The following is a 15,858-nucleotide window of genomic DNA, read 5'->3' on the forward strand; positions in this document are numbered from 1 at the left end:
TGTGCCTATTACTAGCTGAAATATGTTTGTTCCTTGCAGGCGTGCTATCGATAGCATACCACAACTGTGCAATGCCAGATTTGCGATAGAGAAATCGGTTTCTTTGCTCGCCAGTGCGGATTTTTGGCCCAAACACGTTGTTTTGCGTAAGTCCTCATACAAAAAGAGTGAACCCGCCCTACTCGCTCTCACGGCAAACTGCTGGGCCCGCGAGCATTTAGCCGATCGAAAACGTATCGGGAAATTGCCGGAAATGCTGTTTCGTCCTTGGCATAAGCCGGATCGTCTGCGAAAACAACTAAGATATAAATCGCGCGATCGTCTAAAGTTCTGACAAATGCCGCTTCGCTGCGGGATTTGGAAGTATAGCCCACTTTGGAACCAAAATAAATATTAGTTGGTAAAGATTCGCCTAGAAATCCTTGTATGGAGTTGCTGGGGTCATTTTTCCATGCCTTGGGGTCTAAGTCTCTCGTCAGCAAGTAAGCCATTTTGCGGCTGGCGACGCTGGAAACCGCTTGCCTAGTATAGATTTCATATATTAATCTGGCGGCTTGGTCGGTAGTTACTTGATTGCGAATCGGCTGGGAAGGATCGCCCCGCAATTGCAAGTCGCGACCGATTGGACCTTCTTGTTTTAAATAGTGTATGGGATAATTTTTGGTGGTTATACGAATATCATTGTATCCTGCTGACTGGAAAAAACTGTTAATTTGATTGCGCTTTTTCAGCCAGGTTTGCAATTCTTCTCCTGCGAGCCGTCCCCCGGATTTTGTATCTGTGATTTTGTCTAAAATCCTGCTGGCTGCATCGTTGTTGGAGACGCGAATCATTTGTTCTAGGTCGTTCGTAAAGGCAGATTCTCTTTGCGTAATGATGCCTTTTTCTAGGGCTGAGTAAAAGGCTGCCATCCAAAATAACTTGGCAACGCTAGCGGGAAATCGGAGAGTTTGATTTTGATATCCGGCAAAGGTGTGAGCTTTGGCATTGCTGACATCAAATAAGGTAATTGATAGGGGTTCTGCGGGTAGTCCTTTGCTGGTCGCAATTTTCACAGCTTCATCAACAATCCCTTGCAATTCTTGAGAATAAACGGGATTGGGAGGTGTTTTGATGTTGTAGCTAAAGGTAGGCTCGCTTTGACGAGCGGCTAAATTTTCCGAGGGTTCAATTGTCGGAGGCGAGAGTGTTTCTTGAGGCGAGACAGCCTGTTGAGCCAAGATGACTGGCGGTTCTGGGGGACGGCGAATTCTGAACGGTATTGTGACAATCCAACCGATCGCCATCGCCCCCGCAATTAAGCACAGGATGTTACGGTATTTTAAGCGAGAAAATTTCGTCCTGACTCGGCGCCGGGATTGGACAGGAGGCTGGCTTCTTTGGCGTCGTGGCCCGATTGGGCCTAGGGGCTCGATTGGGCGTCGGGGGGGAATTGGGCGTGGGCGGCGTCGGCGTTCTACTTGCATTACAGTTTTGTGCTATCAAACTCGCACGATCAGTTTATAATAGGGCGGCATCTAAATGACAAGTCTATCGATCTAGTCCGCTGTTGCCAATTTTATCTGTCTACTAGGCTGATTGAGACTTCTAGTAATTGTAAAATTTTCAGGATAGCACTGAGTTGAAGCAAAATCCTTTGAAAAACATGAGAAATTTTTGGAGTCTGGCTGTTTTGGGATTTGCGATCGTCGGCGTGAATAATTCTTTGATACCTGATGTTTGGGCATTTCAGTCTCACTCTGCTACGGGATATGTTGTTGAGCCACAAACAGCAGGACAGGGCGCGGATGTAACGTTTTCCTTGACGGGAGAAAGCGAAAATCTGGAAGTAACAAACAAGCAAACTGTTTCCAGTTTTCCGAGTATATTTTGGGACTTCAACAATTTAGCGGAAATTTCCTATTCCGAATTGCTGAAGGTGCTGGCGAGACGATCGGACTCAAATAATACGGAGAGAGAAACGGCTGCACAACCTGAAGACATAGCACGTTTTGAAAAGGTTGTACAGTATGCAAAACAACAAAATTTGCACGATCGCTCGATCGGAGAAATCGTCCAGGCGATCGCCGATAATTTCCAAGGATTGCCCTACGCCGCAGGTTTGCTGGACGAATCCGGCGAAGAAAAGTTGCTCGTAACTTTGAATAAATTTGATTGCGTTTTATTTGTAGAAACTGTTTTGGCGATCGCCAGGGGCGTAGCAGTACAAGATTACGACTATCAAAATTTTGTCACTCGCATAGAAGAACAGCGGTACTTAAACGGTAAAATGAACGGTTATTGCAGCAGATTGCACTATTTTTCCGACTGGATTAACGACAATCAAAAACGGCAAACTGTGGAAAATATCACCGCTGAATTAGGTGGCGTTCCCATGAATAAAACACTAAATTTCATGAGCCAGCACCGCAGCAGTTACCCGCAAATGGTCAAAGACGAAGCAACTTATCAGTGCATAGTCAGCCAAGAAGCAGACTTAGCCAAAACTACTGTTAATTACATCCCGACAAATCGGATAAAAAGTGTTTATTCTCAGTTAAAACCAGGGGATATTGTAGCGGTAGCCACGGATGTTAAAGGATTGGATGTCACCCACACGGGTTTAGTCTACCGCAGTGCTGACGGCAATATTGGTTTAATTCACGCTTCGCCTGCTGGGGAGGTGACAGTTGCTTACGACTTGCACAGATATATTAGGAGAGTCGAAAGTGCGATCGGCATTGTGGTAGCTAGGGCGAAAAGCCCTAATTAAATTGGTTTGTACTCCTAGGGTGTATCAGCTTGCATTATTTTAGCTAAAAATTGAAAATTTCTGTGCTGACACACCCTACAAACTCTCTTGTGGGGTGGAGACGCGAGGCGCCTGGAATATAAAATTTAAATGCACAACAGCTTATTGAACAATTTCGCTGCGAGATACCTTACTACTTCTAGCAGGATTTGGCGTTAATTCGGGCGGCGAAACTTGAACACTTCCCCACTCATTCAAAAAGCTTTTCAGCAAAACCTCTTGCTGAGTGCGAAATGTCTCGACATTGGCCCCGCGATTCATAATCACAAACCACACTGTTTCTTGTTTTTGAGTGGGTAGGGCTCCGCCCAAAGCGCTAACATTATCCAACGTGCCAGATTTGACCACTGCTAATTGGGGAAGCGCCCGTTCTGCCAGTATTCCTTGATCTTTTCCAACAACAGTTAAGACATCAGCAACTGTCATTCTGTAAGGTTGAAGATAGCGTTCTAAAGCTATAAATAACGCACAAGCAGCCCGGGGAGAAATGAGATTTTCTTCGCTCAATCCCGAACCGTTGACGAGTTGAATTTCTGCGGGAGGAACTCCGGTTGCTGCTGCTGCTTTTTGCGCGACTGTTTTGGCGCCGCCGACAGTATCAGCTAGCATATCTGCCATGAGATTGTTGCTGTACTGATTCATTTTTTTGATCAGTTCGGCAAGGGGCAAAGAATAATGTTTGACTACAGGCTGCACGTCATTGGGAGGTGCTGACAAAACTTTTACAGTACCCTCAATTGCTATTTGGGGTTTTAGCGTATTTGGAGGTAGTGTTTGATACTGGGCGGCGGCTTCGCTGGGCCAGATTTCACTGTTCAATCCTTGTTTGAGCAATTCTCCCGATTTGAGGGGATCAAGTTCAAAATTCATGTAAAACTTATCAACAATTATCAAATTGCCAGTTACTCGCTTGATCCCTTTTTGATTTAAGGCGTTACCGAGGGCGATCGCCTCTTCCCAAACAAACAACGGATCGGCGTTTCCCTGTACAATTAAATCGCCTTTTAATACGCCGTTTTCAATTTTTCCAGTTGTACCAATTAAGGTAATAAATTCATGTTCCGGCCCGAATTTTTGCAGTGCTACCAGAGATGTTGCTACTTTGGTAATAGAAGCGGCCGACAGAGGAACTGTACCTTGATGATTGGCTAGCAAAGTATTGCCCGATTGCATCCAGATCCCTTGGTCTTCTTTGGCAAAACCTTGGGCTGCCAACCCGTTGAGATATTGCTGGATTTTGGTATTCGTGGGGGTTTCGGGATTCTTAGCAGAGACTATTAAGGGCTGAGGCTGACTTGGTTTAACTGGCGGCGGGGAAGATTCAGCTACAGGAGAGGGAGATGCAAGTTGAGGTGATTCAGTAGCGGCGCATCCGGCAATAATTGTGAGAAGGGCGATCGAACTCGCAGCGGTCAAGTAGCGGTTTTTCAGCATTACTTTAATTTTTTTCATCAAATGTACGATCGTCTGTTCGGCACGCCCGATGGAAATTTTAGCACTAGCCCGCGCGTTTTGGAGCATCCGGAGCTGGGTTACCAGAATTGCGAACTGCTAACATTAGCTATCTTCTTCTCCATCTTTCTTCGCGCTGTTCGCGTCTTCGGGGTTGGTTAAATAAATATTGTTTAAATACTGCGGGATTTTATACCAATAGCCCGGACTGTTTTTAGTTCGTAATCTGAAACCCTGAATTTTCGTTGGTAGCTCGATTGCCTTGGAGCCTTGAAACCCTTATTCTACGGTTGGTAATCAAAAAATGTTTGAAGTATTGTTATACCAGTTCCCAAAAGCAATGCAACTCTAGGCAAGCTCCCAACCCTTATCTTATAAGTCATTGCCAATTCTAAAATCTAAAATCTAAAATCTAAAATCTAAAATAGTATGATCTTCAGCGCCTGGGGCCTTCACCCCAGGCCGATCGCTCTCACAAATTTTCGATAAACTGGTTTATCCAGCCATACTCCCTATACTCAGCGGCACCATTTCGCCGTGCATCGTCAGGCCTAATAACATCGGCCCGCCCGGTCGAATCAACTCTCCTGTAAGCGCGCAGCGTTCCTCCTGCTGTGCTGTGGCATTAATGCTGGCTCGAATATCCGATCGAGAAAACATCTGCCGATACTCTCCAGACTTCTGCTGCACGTAATTCCAGAGCAAATCTCGAATCAAAGCTTGATAGCCTTGATTGCCTGCGAGCTCTTTAAGTCTCTCTTTGAGCTCTCTTTCGAGTCGAATGCTGGTGACTTCCATTTCGGTGGTTGAGGTTCTAGGTAGGGTATGCATAATTTTTTCTCCGTGACGGGTGGACATATGTGTAATATCAGTGTAGTATGTTTACAGCTAGATTGAAAGCCTCTTAACCACCTTCTGCCTACAGTGAAATTTCTCCCGACCTACTCCACCTATCAACTGAAGTGCGATCGCCCCAGGGGTCGCTCCGAGTCGTTACGGCACGTCTTTAGGACGGGTTTTGCGAGTGTCGCAGCGACCTCGTGGGCGGGCTTGGGCCTAAATAAACACGGTTATAGTGGATTAGGACAAATTGCAGAAATTAATTACAACGAGATAGACCGAGACGGTCTGCAAGTGGCACAGCCATATCGAGATACGCGAAGCGGGAGGTACAGCTAAACGACTGTACCAAGACAGGATGAAAATTTGCCTTTAGCAGTTTTTCTAGCCCCCGCTTCTAAGTAAGAGAAGCGGGGGCATTTGATTGGATATTTGAGAAATTCGATCCGCTTGGGGAACTGGCAAAAAACCAGATGTAGCCAATGCTGACGAAGCACCCAAAATTCAAAATTCACAATCCAAAATCTAAAATCCAAAATTGACGAGGAGGAGCAAGCCGTGACCGTAGTAACTGATGTATTGAGGCAATCTGTGGTGGTGTTTTCTCAGAATTACCTACCGATGAGCCGTGTCAACATCAAACGGGCGATCGTACTGTTGGTAACAGGCAAGGCTGAACCTCTGGATTTTAGCATCGGCAACGGCTGGCTGGTACGATCGCCCAGCACCAGCATCCACGTACCCGAACAAATCCGCTTGACTTTTGGTAACAGGGAACGCCTGTGGAAAGTGCCCCCGGTCAATCGCCGGGAAGTTCTGCGCCGCGACGCTCATTCTTGCCAATACTGCGGTAGCAACCGACATTTGACGCTGGATCACGTGATGCCTCGATCGAAGGGCGGCCCGCATACTTGGGACAACGTGGTGACTGCTTGCGAACGGTGCAACTCTCGTAAGGGCGATCGAACTCCCATAGAAGCTGGAATGTCTCTGCGAACTAAGCCGAAGGCCCCCATACACCCCACTGTTGCTTTTGCCGAACTGTTTTGGCACGAATATCAAATAGGGGAATAGGGAATAGGGCATGGGGCATGGGGAATTGGTAATTGGTAATTGGTAATTGGTAATAGCTAATAGTTAATAGCTAATTCAGTCCTGTAATTGAAAAGGATTTTAGGTCGCAATAGCAAACTTTTCATTCCGACCTATCCAATGCCCGATGCTCAATTCCCAATTCCCTATTTGGCCGATGCCCAATGCCCTATGCCCAATTCCCAATTCCCAATTCCCGATTTTCAATTTTAAACTTTCAATTCCAAATTTAGGGCTGTCAATATGCTGAAGTTGACTTACACTGAAACGGGCTTTAACCTGGAGCGTTTGGCTCAATCTCCCGAACAGTTAGTGGCGCTGCGAGTTGTGCTGGCTATGCGAGTTGGTCAAAGCATCAGCGTCGAACCGAGCACTGCGGCATTTTTGCTGCCCGCGAATTTGCCGGCGCTGCCTCTGTTGGAATCTGAGGCCCGCCGAAACGACAACGATGCGATCGAGCTTTGTGTTGCTGATGCTGACTTTGTAGAAGTGACACTGCGCGGTACGTGGATTTCTGGCGCGTCTGAGGGGGCTGACGGCGTGTTTGCGACTGTTTTGGGCGATCGGGTCGAGTTCTTGCTGCTGAAACTCTGGCTCGAAACTCAGGCTGCTGCGGAGGTTGTTGGGGAAGTCGGCGATTAATATTGGATGTTGAACAAGGAAGAGGGAAAAGGGAAGAAGCAAGAAGAAAATATTTTCTTCATATCGGACTCCCCCACTTTTTCCCCTTCTGCCGATCGTCAGTGGCGCACTCAATTCCATTCTCCTTGCAGCCCAAAAGCAGCCCAATAATAAGGAGATTGCCATTTTGGAAGCTGTAGCACTTCGATTTGCGCCGATCGCAGTGCCGCAGCAGGCGCCAATTTATCTTGGAGCATTTTTTTGTAAAATCGTGTCATCAGCTCAGAAGTTACTTGATCGTCAACACTCCACAAAGAAACCACCACACGCGGCGCCCCCGCATACATAAACCCCCTCGTCAAACCCACCAACCCTTCTCCTTTAATGTCTTTTCCCAAACCCGTCTGACACGCGCTCAGCACCACCAATTCGGCCGGTAAATTGAGATTGAAAATATCATTCAGTCGCAAGTAGCCATTTTGTAAAGAGCCTTTCTCATCAACCAAAGAAAGTACCAATCCCGATAATTCTGGATGTCTGCTATTAGCAAATCCGTGCGTCGCGAAATGAACAATGCGATATTGAGATAAATCGGGATTGGTTGCCGTGGTACGATTAGCAGTAAAGTCAAACGCTTGTTTTTCCAAATCATCGGGAACCAAAGCCAGGATTTGCTCAGCTTCACTTCGCGAGAAAGGTAAGCGAGTCCAATAAATTTCTGCCTCTGATGCAGATCTCTGTAATTGTTGCGCTTCCAAGGGCAGACTTTCAACAGTTTGATTCTTCGTTACCGGCGATGTACTCGTGCCTTTGAGCCGTTCATCGTCGGGGCTAAAAACTGGATCTGCAAACAAGGCGATCGTCTTTGGAGCCGGTTGACGAGTCGCCATATCCCGTCGCAGAATAGCCAGAGTTGAGGCAGAAGGCAGATTAACAACTTCATGCTTAACTATTAGCGGCGCTTCAGATTTTTCCAGAGTAAGGGCGCCAAAAGGGATGTATTGCAAAGCGCCATCCGCAACAATTAGCAAGCGCTTGTTGCCCAACTCAGAAGCAACCGGAGCGAGAATCATTTGGCTCAGAAGTGCAGCAGATTCGGCAACCATTTGAGGAGAGGTTCTCGTGGTCTCTTTGGTTAAAGTATCGCGGAAATTCTTAGCCGTAGCTTCAATCTCGGTGCGAGAAGGAAGTTCGTAACTGGTGAAAGAAGTTTTTGTCACCGCCCACAAATAACTGCGCTCCTCACCCAAAGAATATTCTAAAAGTAGCGTTTTGTCATCGATTACCTGTTGTTGAATTTGTTGCAAGTTGAGAGGTTCGGGATATTTGAGAGCAGCGTAACGAGGACTACTGGCGCGAATTTTAGCTTCTATTTGAGCGAGTTCCTTGAGAACTGTGTCGATTTTTTGTTGAATTTCATCCCGAGCTTCTTGCGTAGATTGAGCGCTGACAATTTGGTATTTGCGAGTCTGAAAATCGCTGAGTTGTTGTTGCAAATTTTGTTCTTGTGCTAGCAGTTGCGGGTCAACTCCTTGGCGAATATTTGCGCTGGCTTCACTGAGGAGTTCAAGCAGACTGCGGGCACGGGCACGTTCGCTAGCATGAAAGGCTTGTGCGTCGTACCCTTGATCTGGATTTTTCCGGTGCAGTTGCATCAACAAATCGATGTAAAACTGATAATAATCTTGGTTGCGGGCAAAGTAAGACTGGCGCAGTTCTTGGCTAGCGATTTGGGTGCGGAGGTTTTCAATAATATTAATGGCGGTTTCGATTGGTGTTTTGGCGGCGGCGAGGTTATTTTGTTGGCGGTTTAAGATGGCAAGATTGTAGAGGATGTGCGCTTCTTCTGTTTTGTAACCGAGTTGTTGGGATAGAGATAAAGCTTGGTTATAGTTTTCAAGTGCGGTAGAATTCTGACCTAAAGCAGCTTGTATTTTCCCCATTTGATTGAGGACTGTGGTTTCTTTTACTTTGTCGTTTAAGTGTCGGGAGATTTTTAGGGCTTGGTTGTAGGCATTCAAGGCCGTTGACCATTCTTTTGAAGCGATGTAGGTGCTACCAATGCCAGCTAAGGCAGTAGCTTCGGCGGCTAAATTACCTGCGGGTCGAGAGATTACCAGGGCTTTGTTGTAGGAGTCTAGGGCCTTTTTCCAGTTTCCTGTAGCAGCGTGAATATCACCAATGTTGTTGAGGGTGTTGGCGACTGCCCCTTGGTATTCTAATTGATAAAACAGGGGCAAGGCTTGGTTATAGTAATCCAGCGCGTTTTTAGGGTCAGCTAAATAGGTGTAGAGTTCACCAAAACTGTTGAGGATAGCGGCTTCTTCGGCTTTGGCACCGGCTTGTTGCGATAAGGGTAATGCTTGGTTGTAGGAGTCTAGGGCAGATTGAAATTGTCCGAAATTGGCGTAAATTTCACCCATTAATAAAAGAGTTAGTGCGGCTTGGGCGTAGTTTCTATCTGCACGATAGAGTGCAAGTGCTTCTTCTAATTTTTGAAGTGCGAGTTGTAAGGATTCGACACTACCTTGGCTAGAAAGTTGAGCTCCTTTGATAGAGGCTACTTCAGCAGCAGAAACTTTTATTCCAACTGATAAGTCCCACAGGCGAGCAGTTCTATCGTCACTAGCAGTGAGGATTTGGCGACCATCGGGGCTAAATTCTGCACTGTTGACCTCTTCCTCATGTCCCCGGAATATCGCTAAAAGATTACCTTTGGTATCCCACAGACGGACGGTTTTATCAACACCAGAAGTAATGATTTGTCGGCCATCGGGACTAAATACGGTACTGTTGACTCTCGAATTATGCCCCTGGAATTCGGCTTTGAGATTACCTTTGGTATCCCACAGGCGAACGGTTCCATCGCCACCGGCAGTGAGGATTTGACTACCCTCGGGGCTAAATACTGCCCTGGAGTGCGTAATCGAGGTTACATTTACATCCTTCCTGCCCGGAAACTCGGCCAGGAGATTGCCTTTGGTATCCCACAGCCGGGCGGTTTTATCCTCACTGGTGGTGAGAATTTGGCGACCATCCGGACTAAATACGGCTGCGAAGACTAATTTCTCATGCCCCCGGAACACAGTCAGGAGATTACCTTTGATATCCCACAAGCGGGCGGTTTGATCTTGACTAGCGGTAAGAATTTGCCGACCATCGGGGCTAAATACTGCACTGTATATCGTCTCCTCATGCCCCAGAAACTCGGTTAGGAGATTACCGTTGGTATCCCACAGGCGGGCAGTTTTATCCTGGCTGGCGGTGAGGATCTGCCTGCCATCGGGACTAAATACTCCACTGAGGACAGTACCCGTATGCCCCTGGAATTCTTGGAGGAGATTGCCTTTGTTATCCCACAGGCGAACGGTTCCATCCCAACTAAGGGTGAGTATTTGGCGACCATCGGGGCTAAATTCTGCACTGTTGAGATACTGATCCCTTGGCAACTGGGCTAAGAGATTGCCTTTGGTATGCCACAGGCGGGCGTTTGGACCCGCGGTGGTGAGAATTTGGCGACCATCCGGGCTAAATACGGCACGCTCGACTCTATGCTTGACTCCATACTTATCGTCGTGCTGTAACTCTGCTAGTTGAGCGTTATTTTTAGATACGCTTTCCCGAAAAGTTGGCAGCGCTGCCATTTGCTGGGCTTGGGCAGCAATTGCTACTGATACATCCCACAGACGGGCGGTGCCATCTCCACTGGCGGTGAGGATTTGACTACCATTGGGGCTAAATACGGCACTTGTGATACCTGTTTCATGCCCTCGGAACACAGCCAGGACATTGCCTTTGGTATCCCAAACTAGTGCAGTTCCAGAAACAGAAGTAAGAATTTGCCGACCGTCGGGACTAAATACGGCACTGGTGAATAAATTCTCATTCCCCAGAAACTCTGCCAATACATTGCCTTTGATATCCCACAGGCGGACGGTTTTATCCATACTAGCGGTGAGGATTTGGCGACCGTCGGGGCTAAATATGGCTGTTGCGATCCGCATCTTATGCCCCCGGAACACAACTAGGAGATTGCCTTTGATATCCCACAGGCGGACTGTGTTATCCCAACCAGTGGTGAGGATTTGGCTACCATCGGGAGTAAATACTGCACTGTTGACTGCGTGCCCGTGTTCCAGTGGGAACTCGGCGAGGAGATTGCCTTTGGTATCCCATAAGCGGGCGGTTTTATGCCCACTGATTGTGAGGATTTGGCTGCCATCAGGACTGAATACCGCACTATAGACTTTCAACCCCGCCAACTCCACTCCCATTGTCTTAGGCACCGAGAACTGAACGAGGAGGTTGCCTTTGGTATCCCACAGGCTGATGGGATCAGCTAAATCGCGGGGGAGGATTTGGCTACCATCGGGGCTAAATACGGCGCTGATGACAGCCTCACCAACCCCCCGCAATACAGCGAGCGCGTTGCCTTTGGTATCCCACAAACGGGTGGTTCCATCATAACCAGTGGTGAGGATTTGGCGACCATCGGGGCTAAATATTGCTGTGCTAACACCCTTCTCATGCCCCTGGAACTCGGTTAAGAGATTGCCTTTCGTATCCCACAGACGCGCTTTTTTATCTAAACTAGCGGTGAGGATTTGCCTGCCATCGGGACTAAATACGGCACTGGTGACAGAACTATTGTGTCCTCCAAATATTGCCAGTTGAGCGTTATTTTTGGACACGCCTTTCTGAAAGGTTTCCCTGGCAGCTATTTGCTCGGATTGGGCAGCAATCGCGGCTGAAACGTCCCACAGGCGGGCGGTTTCATCACCACTTGTCAGGATATGGCGACCATCCGGGCTAAATACTGCCCCCACGCTATTGTTATGCCCCCGCAACTCGGTTAGCAGATTGCCTTGGGTATCCCAAATTTGAGGGGTTCCATCCCTACTACTGGTAAGGATTTGGCGACCATCGGGGCTAAATCCTGCTACAGTATCTCCATACTGCCTAAGCAGGAGAGTGAGTTCGGGGCTAAATCCTGCTAAACTCGCGATAAAACTCGCGGGAGAACTCCAGTCGGAATCTCCAGGCTTCCCAAACACAGTCAGGAGATTGCCTTTGATATCCCACAGGCGGGCGGTTTTATCTCGACTAGCGGTGAGGATTTGGCTACCATCGGGGCTAAATATTGCACTTTCGACATAACTTTCATGCCCTTGGAACTCGGTTAGGAGATTACCGTTGGTATCCCACAGGCGGACAGTTTTATCCTCGCTGGCGGTGAGAATTTGCCGGCCATCGGGACTAAATACTGCACTGAGGGCTACCTGCTTATACGTCTGGAATTCACTGAGGGCATGAGTCGTATGCGCCTGGAATTCTTTGAGAAGATTGCCTTTGATATCCCACAACCGGGCGGTTCCATCCCAACTAAGGGTGAGTATTTGGCGACCATCGGGGCTAAATACGGCTTTTAGCAAGCTTCCTGATACGTCACTTTTGATCTGGAACTCTGCTTTGAGATTGCCTTTGGTATCCCACAAACGGAGTTTCTCCGACATGCCAGCTTTATCCGAAAAAATATTAACGGTGAGGATTTGGCTACCATCGGGGCTAAATACGGCACTTCTACTTCTAAAAATAGACTCATCATCAGACCCCCGAAACTCGGTTAGGAGATTGCCAGAAGTATCCCACAGCCGAGCGGTTGTATCTTCACTGGTGGTGAGAATTTGGCGACCATCCGGACTAAATACGGCTGCGAAGACTTGTCCCTCATGCCCCCGGAACACAGTCAGGAGATTACCTTTGATATCCCACAAGCGGGCGGTTTGATCTTGACTAGCGGTAAGAATTTGCCGACCATCGGGGCTAAATACTGCACTGTATATCGTCTCCTCATGCCCCAGAAACATGGCGAGTTGCCCGCCAAATGCTTGCACGGGTTGCTGCGTTCCTGATGCGCTTGGTTTTTCTGTTGTGGGTGACTGCGATGGTGTGGGAATCCTGGGTTGGCCGCTGATGGGGATGCTGTAGGTAGTAGCGAATACAACTCCCATCACCAGAGGGAGACAGCGATGCACTTTTCGGTATTTATCTGGCAGCATAATTGTTTTTTTGGGAGAGTTAAGAATTGGGAGAGGGGGGGTCAACTGAACCTTTCTCTATCGAATCCGTAAAAGCCAAAAGCTATAGTTTCTTTTTGGATAGGCAAATCTGCTTAGCGTTGGCTCTTGTTTTTACCGAGGTCATCAAAATTAAGATGGGCTGGGCGTTAGTTGTCAGAAAAAATTATTTATGTTAAGGACAAACTCTATCATTTTTCATAATCTTTGTCTGTAATTGGCTGCCTCAAAGATGAGGAAAAGACGTTAAGGGCAGTAACTTGAATCGGCGGCGGGGCGTTTGCTCGTCGATGTTATTATCTTTTGACTGGCTGACTGTCGTTTGTAAAGCGAGCTGATTTTTCTCAAGGGACTGCTACCTGGGTGTAATACCAACTCCGGTAGCGTGGGAATTAATATTACCCCCAGTCAGGACACCGCGAGTGCCTAAGTCCTCATATGTTGCACCATTCTCAATTAGCCTTTTAGGAACAGGCAAGATGCCTGTTCCACAAGAAAATTTATATTTTGTGGAACAGGCATCTTGCCTGTTGCTGACAATGCTGCCAGATATCAGTAAGTCCCTTTAGGGTGTATAAATTATATTGAAGTAAATGCCCTTATCTTGCAGATTATCGCCTTTATCGCTAATTCTCACCAATGGGAAAGCGTAATCTACGCGCAAGTTCACCCGCTGTATCGGTTCCCAGATTACCCCCAAACCCACACCTGCTAAAAATGTCTCATTGGTTAATTTATTAGGATTGTTCGCAACGTTCAACACCATACCGGCATCCAAAAAAGGAGCCAATTGAAGTTTGGGATTTCCCGAAGCATCGCGCTGCAAAGTAATCCGATCCTCGATCGAAACTCTGAAGCCGTTATCCCCAGAACGGACATTTTGGCGGTAGCCGCGCAAAGATTGCCCGCCGCCAATTACAAATTGCTGGGAAGGCAACAAACTATTAGCTGACAACTGTAAGTCTGCCTGCAAAATTAATAAATGTTTGTCATTCAATCGCTGTACTCGCTGCACTTGACCCAGCCAACTAAAAAATTGTCCGTCGGGATCTGAACCTTCGTTTTGAGTAGCATCAAACAAGCTAGTGCCGATCGTAAATTGCGATCGCAAGGCCCAAGCACCCTGCGGGTCCCGCCGAATGTAGTCCTGTCCCAGCTTAATTGCACTCGTAGTGGTGACACCATTGGAGTCCGGGCCGATGCCAAAAGCATACGGTTCGCCGGCGAGAAAAGTTCTGCCTGTCTGATAAGTAAAACCGGCAGATAAGGCAAATTCTTCGATCGGCGTTCTCCGCAGCGGCTGGCGGTAACTAACTTCAAATAAATGCGATTTTCCTGAAATGTCAAAAGCGTCAAAAGGTTCTTGTACGATACTGTTGCGGTTGGGCGCCGCCCTCAATTGCAAAGTGCCGTTCATCGCATTTAGCGGCACGCGATAGCTGAAATCAAACACATCTGAATCCCCCAGCGATCGATAATAAGCCCCTGCCAGTTCGTCGCCATTTCCTGTTATATTGCGGTGCCGCAAACTAACTCCCAATCTTTCGGAACCGACACTGGGAGGCGAGTAATTGTCAATGCTGAAAGTAGGTTGAAATGGATTAGCTTCCGAGACTCGGACAATCAAAATGCTCTCGCCTTCATTATCCCCAGCCCGCAGACTGGCTTCTACATTGTCAAATAAAGGATCGACTCGCAGCAGCCGGAGTTGGTCTTCTAATGAAGCTGTGCTTAAAGGCATTCCGGCACCGAGTCGAATCCGGCTGCGGATGTAATTTGGATTCAATCTTTTAGTTCCTTCTACCTCAATTCTGGCTAGCTTGCCTTCAATCACTTGAATTTGGACTACCCCTGCGGTGATAGTTTGGGGTGGCAAGACTGCTCTCGAAGTGATGTAGCCACGATTGAGGTAAATTTCGGTAATTTTGTCGGCGATTTGTTTGAGTTGTTCTAGGGTGGCAGAACGGCCCTCTAACGGGTTGACTAAGGCATTAATTTCGTCTTGGCTTAAAATTGTGCTGCCAACTACTTGAATTTTCTGCACCTCAATAGGTGTATTCGGCAGCGTTGGGGGAACTGGCGACGGGGACGCCGGCGCTACTGTGGGCGGTACTTGGGGAGGTTCTGGGGAAGGCTGCGGGGCCGGTTGCAGAAATCGATCGCGATTTGGATCTTGTTCCGTCGGCGGCGGTGGCAGGTTTGGAGGCAGCGAGGGTTGGTTCTGGGCTAAAACATGATTGCAATGTAGCTGGTTCTGACATTGGGGATCGTTGTCAACCAGATTTGTTTGTTCGGGCAAGATGCGCGCACCACAAGCAGTTCCATCGATTGTGGAACAGGCATCTTGGCTGTTCTCGGCGGGGTTCGATTTTGTTTTTGGTTCAGGGTTGGTGTCGATCGAATCGGGAAACTGATTTAAGTTGGTTCCTGTTTCATCCTGCTTGATTTCCAGTTTTTGCAGTGCTAATACTTGATTGCCCCTATCTGCTGAGTTGTCAGCGGCGATGGGCAACTGAGAAATATCCTTTGTTTGGGATATAGCTTTATTGGCATAAAAGCAAGCCATCGGGAACCCAGTTAAAAGTGAAATTCCCAACCGAAATAGTGCAATATTTGCATTCGGGCGCATAATTAATAATTTCTCTAAAATAAGTTTGTCGGCTGCTTGACTATGCCAGTTTATCATTTAGTATTAGGCGAAATTTGACCATCAAAATCTCCACAGTCCGCCTTTCAAGATGGCAGAAGTCCGAACTGCCGATCGGTACACAAATTTTAATTTATTTAGGACGATCGACCAAACAACCCGGAACAGGCAAAAATCATCTGTGGTGCTGCCAAATACGGCGCTCGAAACCGAGTTTTTCGTACTTGCTGCACCAGTCATACCATTTGAGATTTGAGATTTGGCAATGACTCGCCCAATAACGGGTACTGTATCCCGAACGCTCATCAGTGTAGATCCTAAAATTTTAGACTCCTGTT

General features: G+C 47.5%; 9 protein-coding genes. 3 read left to right on the forward strand and 6 right to left on the reverse strand.

The features are described from left to right. Window positions 1-188: 188 nt before the first annotated feature. Complete coding sequence (locus QUA71_RS19245) at window positions 189-1,466, reverse strand: serine hydrolase (protein ID WP_333287397.1); 1,278 nt, start codon at window positions 1,464-1,466, stop codon at window positions 189-191. 179 nt (window positions 1,467-1,645) lie between these two features. Here QUA71_RS19245 and QUA71_RS19250 point away from each other — a divergent pair, with 179 nt between their 5' ends. Next, window positions 1,646-2,752, forward strand: a complete 1,107-nt coding sequence (locus QUA71_RS19250) for an N-acetylmuramoyl-L-alanine amidase-like domain-containing protein (RefSeq protein ID WP_333287399.1) — start codon at window positions 1,646-1,648, stop codon at window positions 2,750-2,752. Window positions 2,753-2,893: 141 nt separating this feature from the next. Here QUA71_RS19250 and QUA71_RS19255 read toward each other — a convergent pair whose 3' ends face one another. Together QUA71_RS19255 and QUA71_RS19260 are read right to left on the reverse strand one after the other, a co-directional pair. After that, window positions 2,894-4,225 carry a D-alanyl-D-alanine carboxypeptidase gene (locus QUA71_RS19255; protein WP_333287458.1) on the reverse strand — a complete coding sequence of 444 codons (1,332 nt, stop codon included), beginning with the start codon at window positions 4,223-4,225 and terminating at the stop codon, window positions 2,894-2,896. Window positions 4,226-4,738: 513 nt separating this feature from the next. After that, entirely contained in the window at window positions 4,739-5,074 is a 336-nt protein-coding gene (locus tag QUA71_RS19260) for a ribbon-helix-helix domain-containing protein (protein WP_039886507.1), read from the reverse strand. Between the two features lie 567 nt (window positions 5,075-5,641). On the opposite strand from QUA71_RS19260, the gene QUA71_RS19265 reads away from it, so the two are divergent. Together QUA71_RS19265 and QUA71_RS19270 are read left to right on the forward strand one after the other, a co-directional pair. Then, window positions 5,642-6,157, forward strand: a complete 516-nt coding sequence (locus QUA71_RS19265; protein ID WP_190660760.1) for an HNH endonuclease — start codon at window positions 5,642-5,644, stop codon at window positions 6,155-6,157. Between the two features lie 261 nt (window positions 6,158-6,418). Beyond that, window positions 6,419-6,817 carry an alr0857 family protein gene (locus QUA71_RS19270; protein WP_190736061.1) on the forward strand — a complete coding sequence of 133 codons (399 nt, stop codon included), beginning with the start codon at window positions 6,419-6,421 and terminating at the stop codon, window positions 6,815-6,817. A gap of 110 nt (window positions 6,818-6,927) precedes the next feature. Here QUA71_RS19270 and QUA71_RS19275 read toward each other — a convergent pair whose 3' ends face one another. The 3 genes from QUA71_RS19275 to QUA71_RS19285 all read right to left on the reverse strand — a co-directional run bounded on the left by QUA71_RS19275 (window position 6,928) and on the right by QUA71_RS19285 (window position 15,826). Next, window positions 6,928-12,855 (reverse strand): CHAT domain-containing protein, encoded by a 5,928-nt coding sequence (locus QUA71_RS19275; RefSeq protein WP_333287401.1) that lies wholly within the window; start codon window positions 12,853-12,855, stop codon window positions 6,928-6,930. 583 nt (window positions 12,856-13,438) lie between these two features. Further along, window positions 13,439-15,559 carry a ShlB/FhaC/HecB family hemolysin secretion/activation protein gene (locus QUA71_RS19280; protein WP_333287403.1) on the reverse strand — a complete coding sequence of 707 codons (2,121 nt, stop codon included), beginning with the start codon at window positions 15,557-15,559 and terminating at the stop codon, window positions 13,439-13,441. 24 nt (window positions 15,560-15,583) lie between these two features. Continuing rightward, the gene (locus QUA71_RS19285; protein WP_333287405.1) at window positions 15,584-15,826 is read right to left on the reverse strand and encodes a hypothetical protein; all 243 of its coding nucleotides are present in this window, start codon (window positions 15,824-15,826) and stop codon (window positions 15,584-15,586) included. Between the last annotated feature and the right edge of the window lie 32 nt (window positions 15,827-15,858).

The organism is Microcoleus sp. MON1_C5, assembly GCF_036701875.1.
In the GTDB taxonomy this organism is placed as follows: domain Bacteria; phylum Cyanobacteriota; class Cyanobacteriia; order Cyanobacteriales; family Microcoleaceae; genus Microcoleus.

Bases quoted from the DNA above. Each gene is read 5' to 3' on its own strand.
- QUA71_RS19245 (WP_333287397.1), bottom strand. From the start codon at position 1,466: ATGCAAGTAGAACGCCGACGCCGCCCACGCCCAATTCCCCCCCGACGC.
- QUA71_RS19250 (WP_333287399.1), top strand. From the start codon at position 1,646: ATGAGAAATTTTTGGAGTCTGGCTGTTTTGGGATTTGCGATCGTCGGC.
- QUA71_RS19255 (WP_333287458.1), bottom strand. From the start codon at position 4,225: ATGCTGAAAAACCGCTACTTGACCGCTGCGAGTTCGATCGCCCTTCTC.
- QUA71_RS19260 (WP_039886507.1), bottom strand. From the start codon at position 5,074: ATGCATACCCTACCTAGAACCTCAACCACCGAAATGGAAGTCACCAGC.
- QUA71_RS19270 (WP_190736061.1), top strand. From the start codon at position 6,419: ATGCTGAAGTTGACTTACACTGAAACGGGCTTTAACCTGGAGCGTTTG.
- QUA71_RS19275 (WP_333287401.1), bottom strand. From the start codon at position 12,855: ATGCTGCCAGATAAATACCGAAAAGTGCATCGCTGTCTCCCTCTGGTG.
- QUA71_RS19280 (WP_333287403.1), bottom strand. From the start codon at position 15,559: ATGATAAACTGGCATAGTCAAGCAGCCGACAAACTTATTTTAGAGAAA.
- QUA71_RS19285 (WP_333287405.1), bottom strand. From the start codon at position 15,826: ATGAGCGTTCGGGATACAGTACCCGTTATTGGGCGAGTCATTGCCAAA.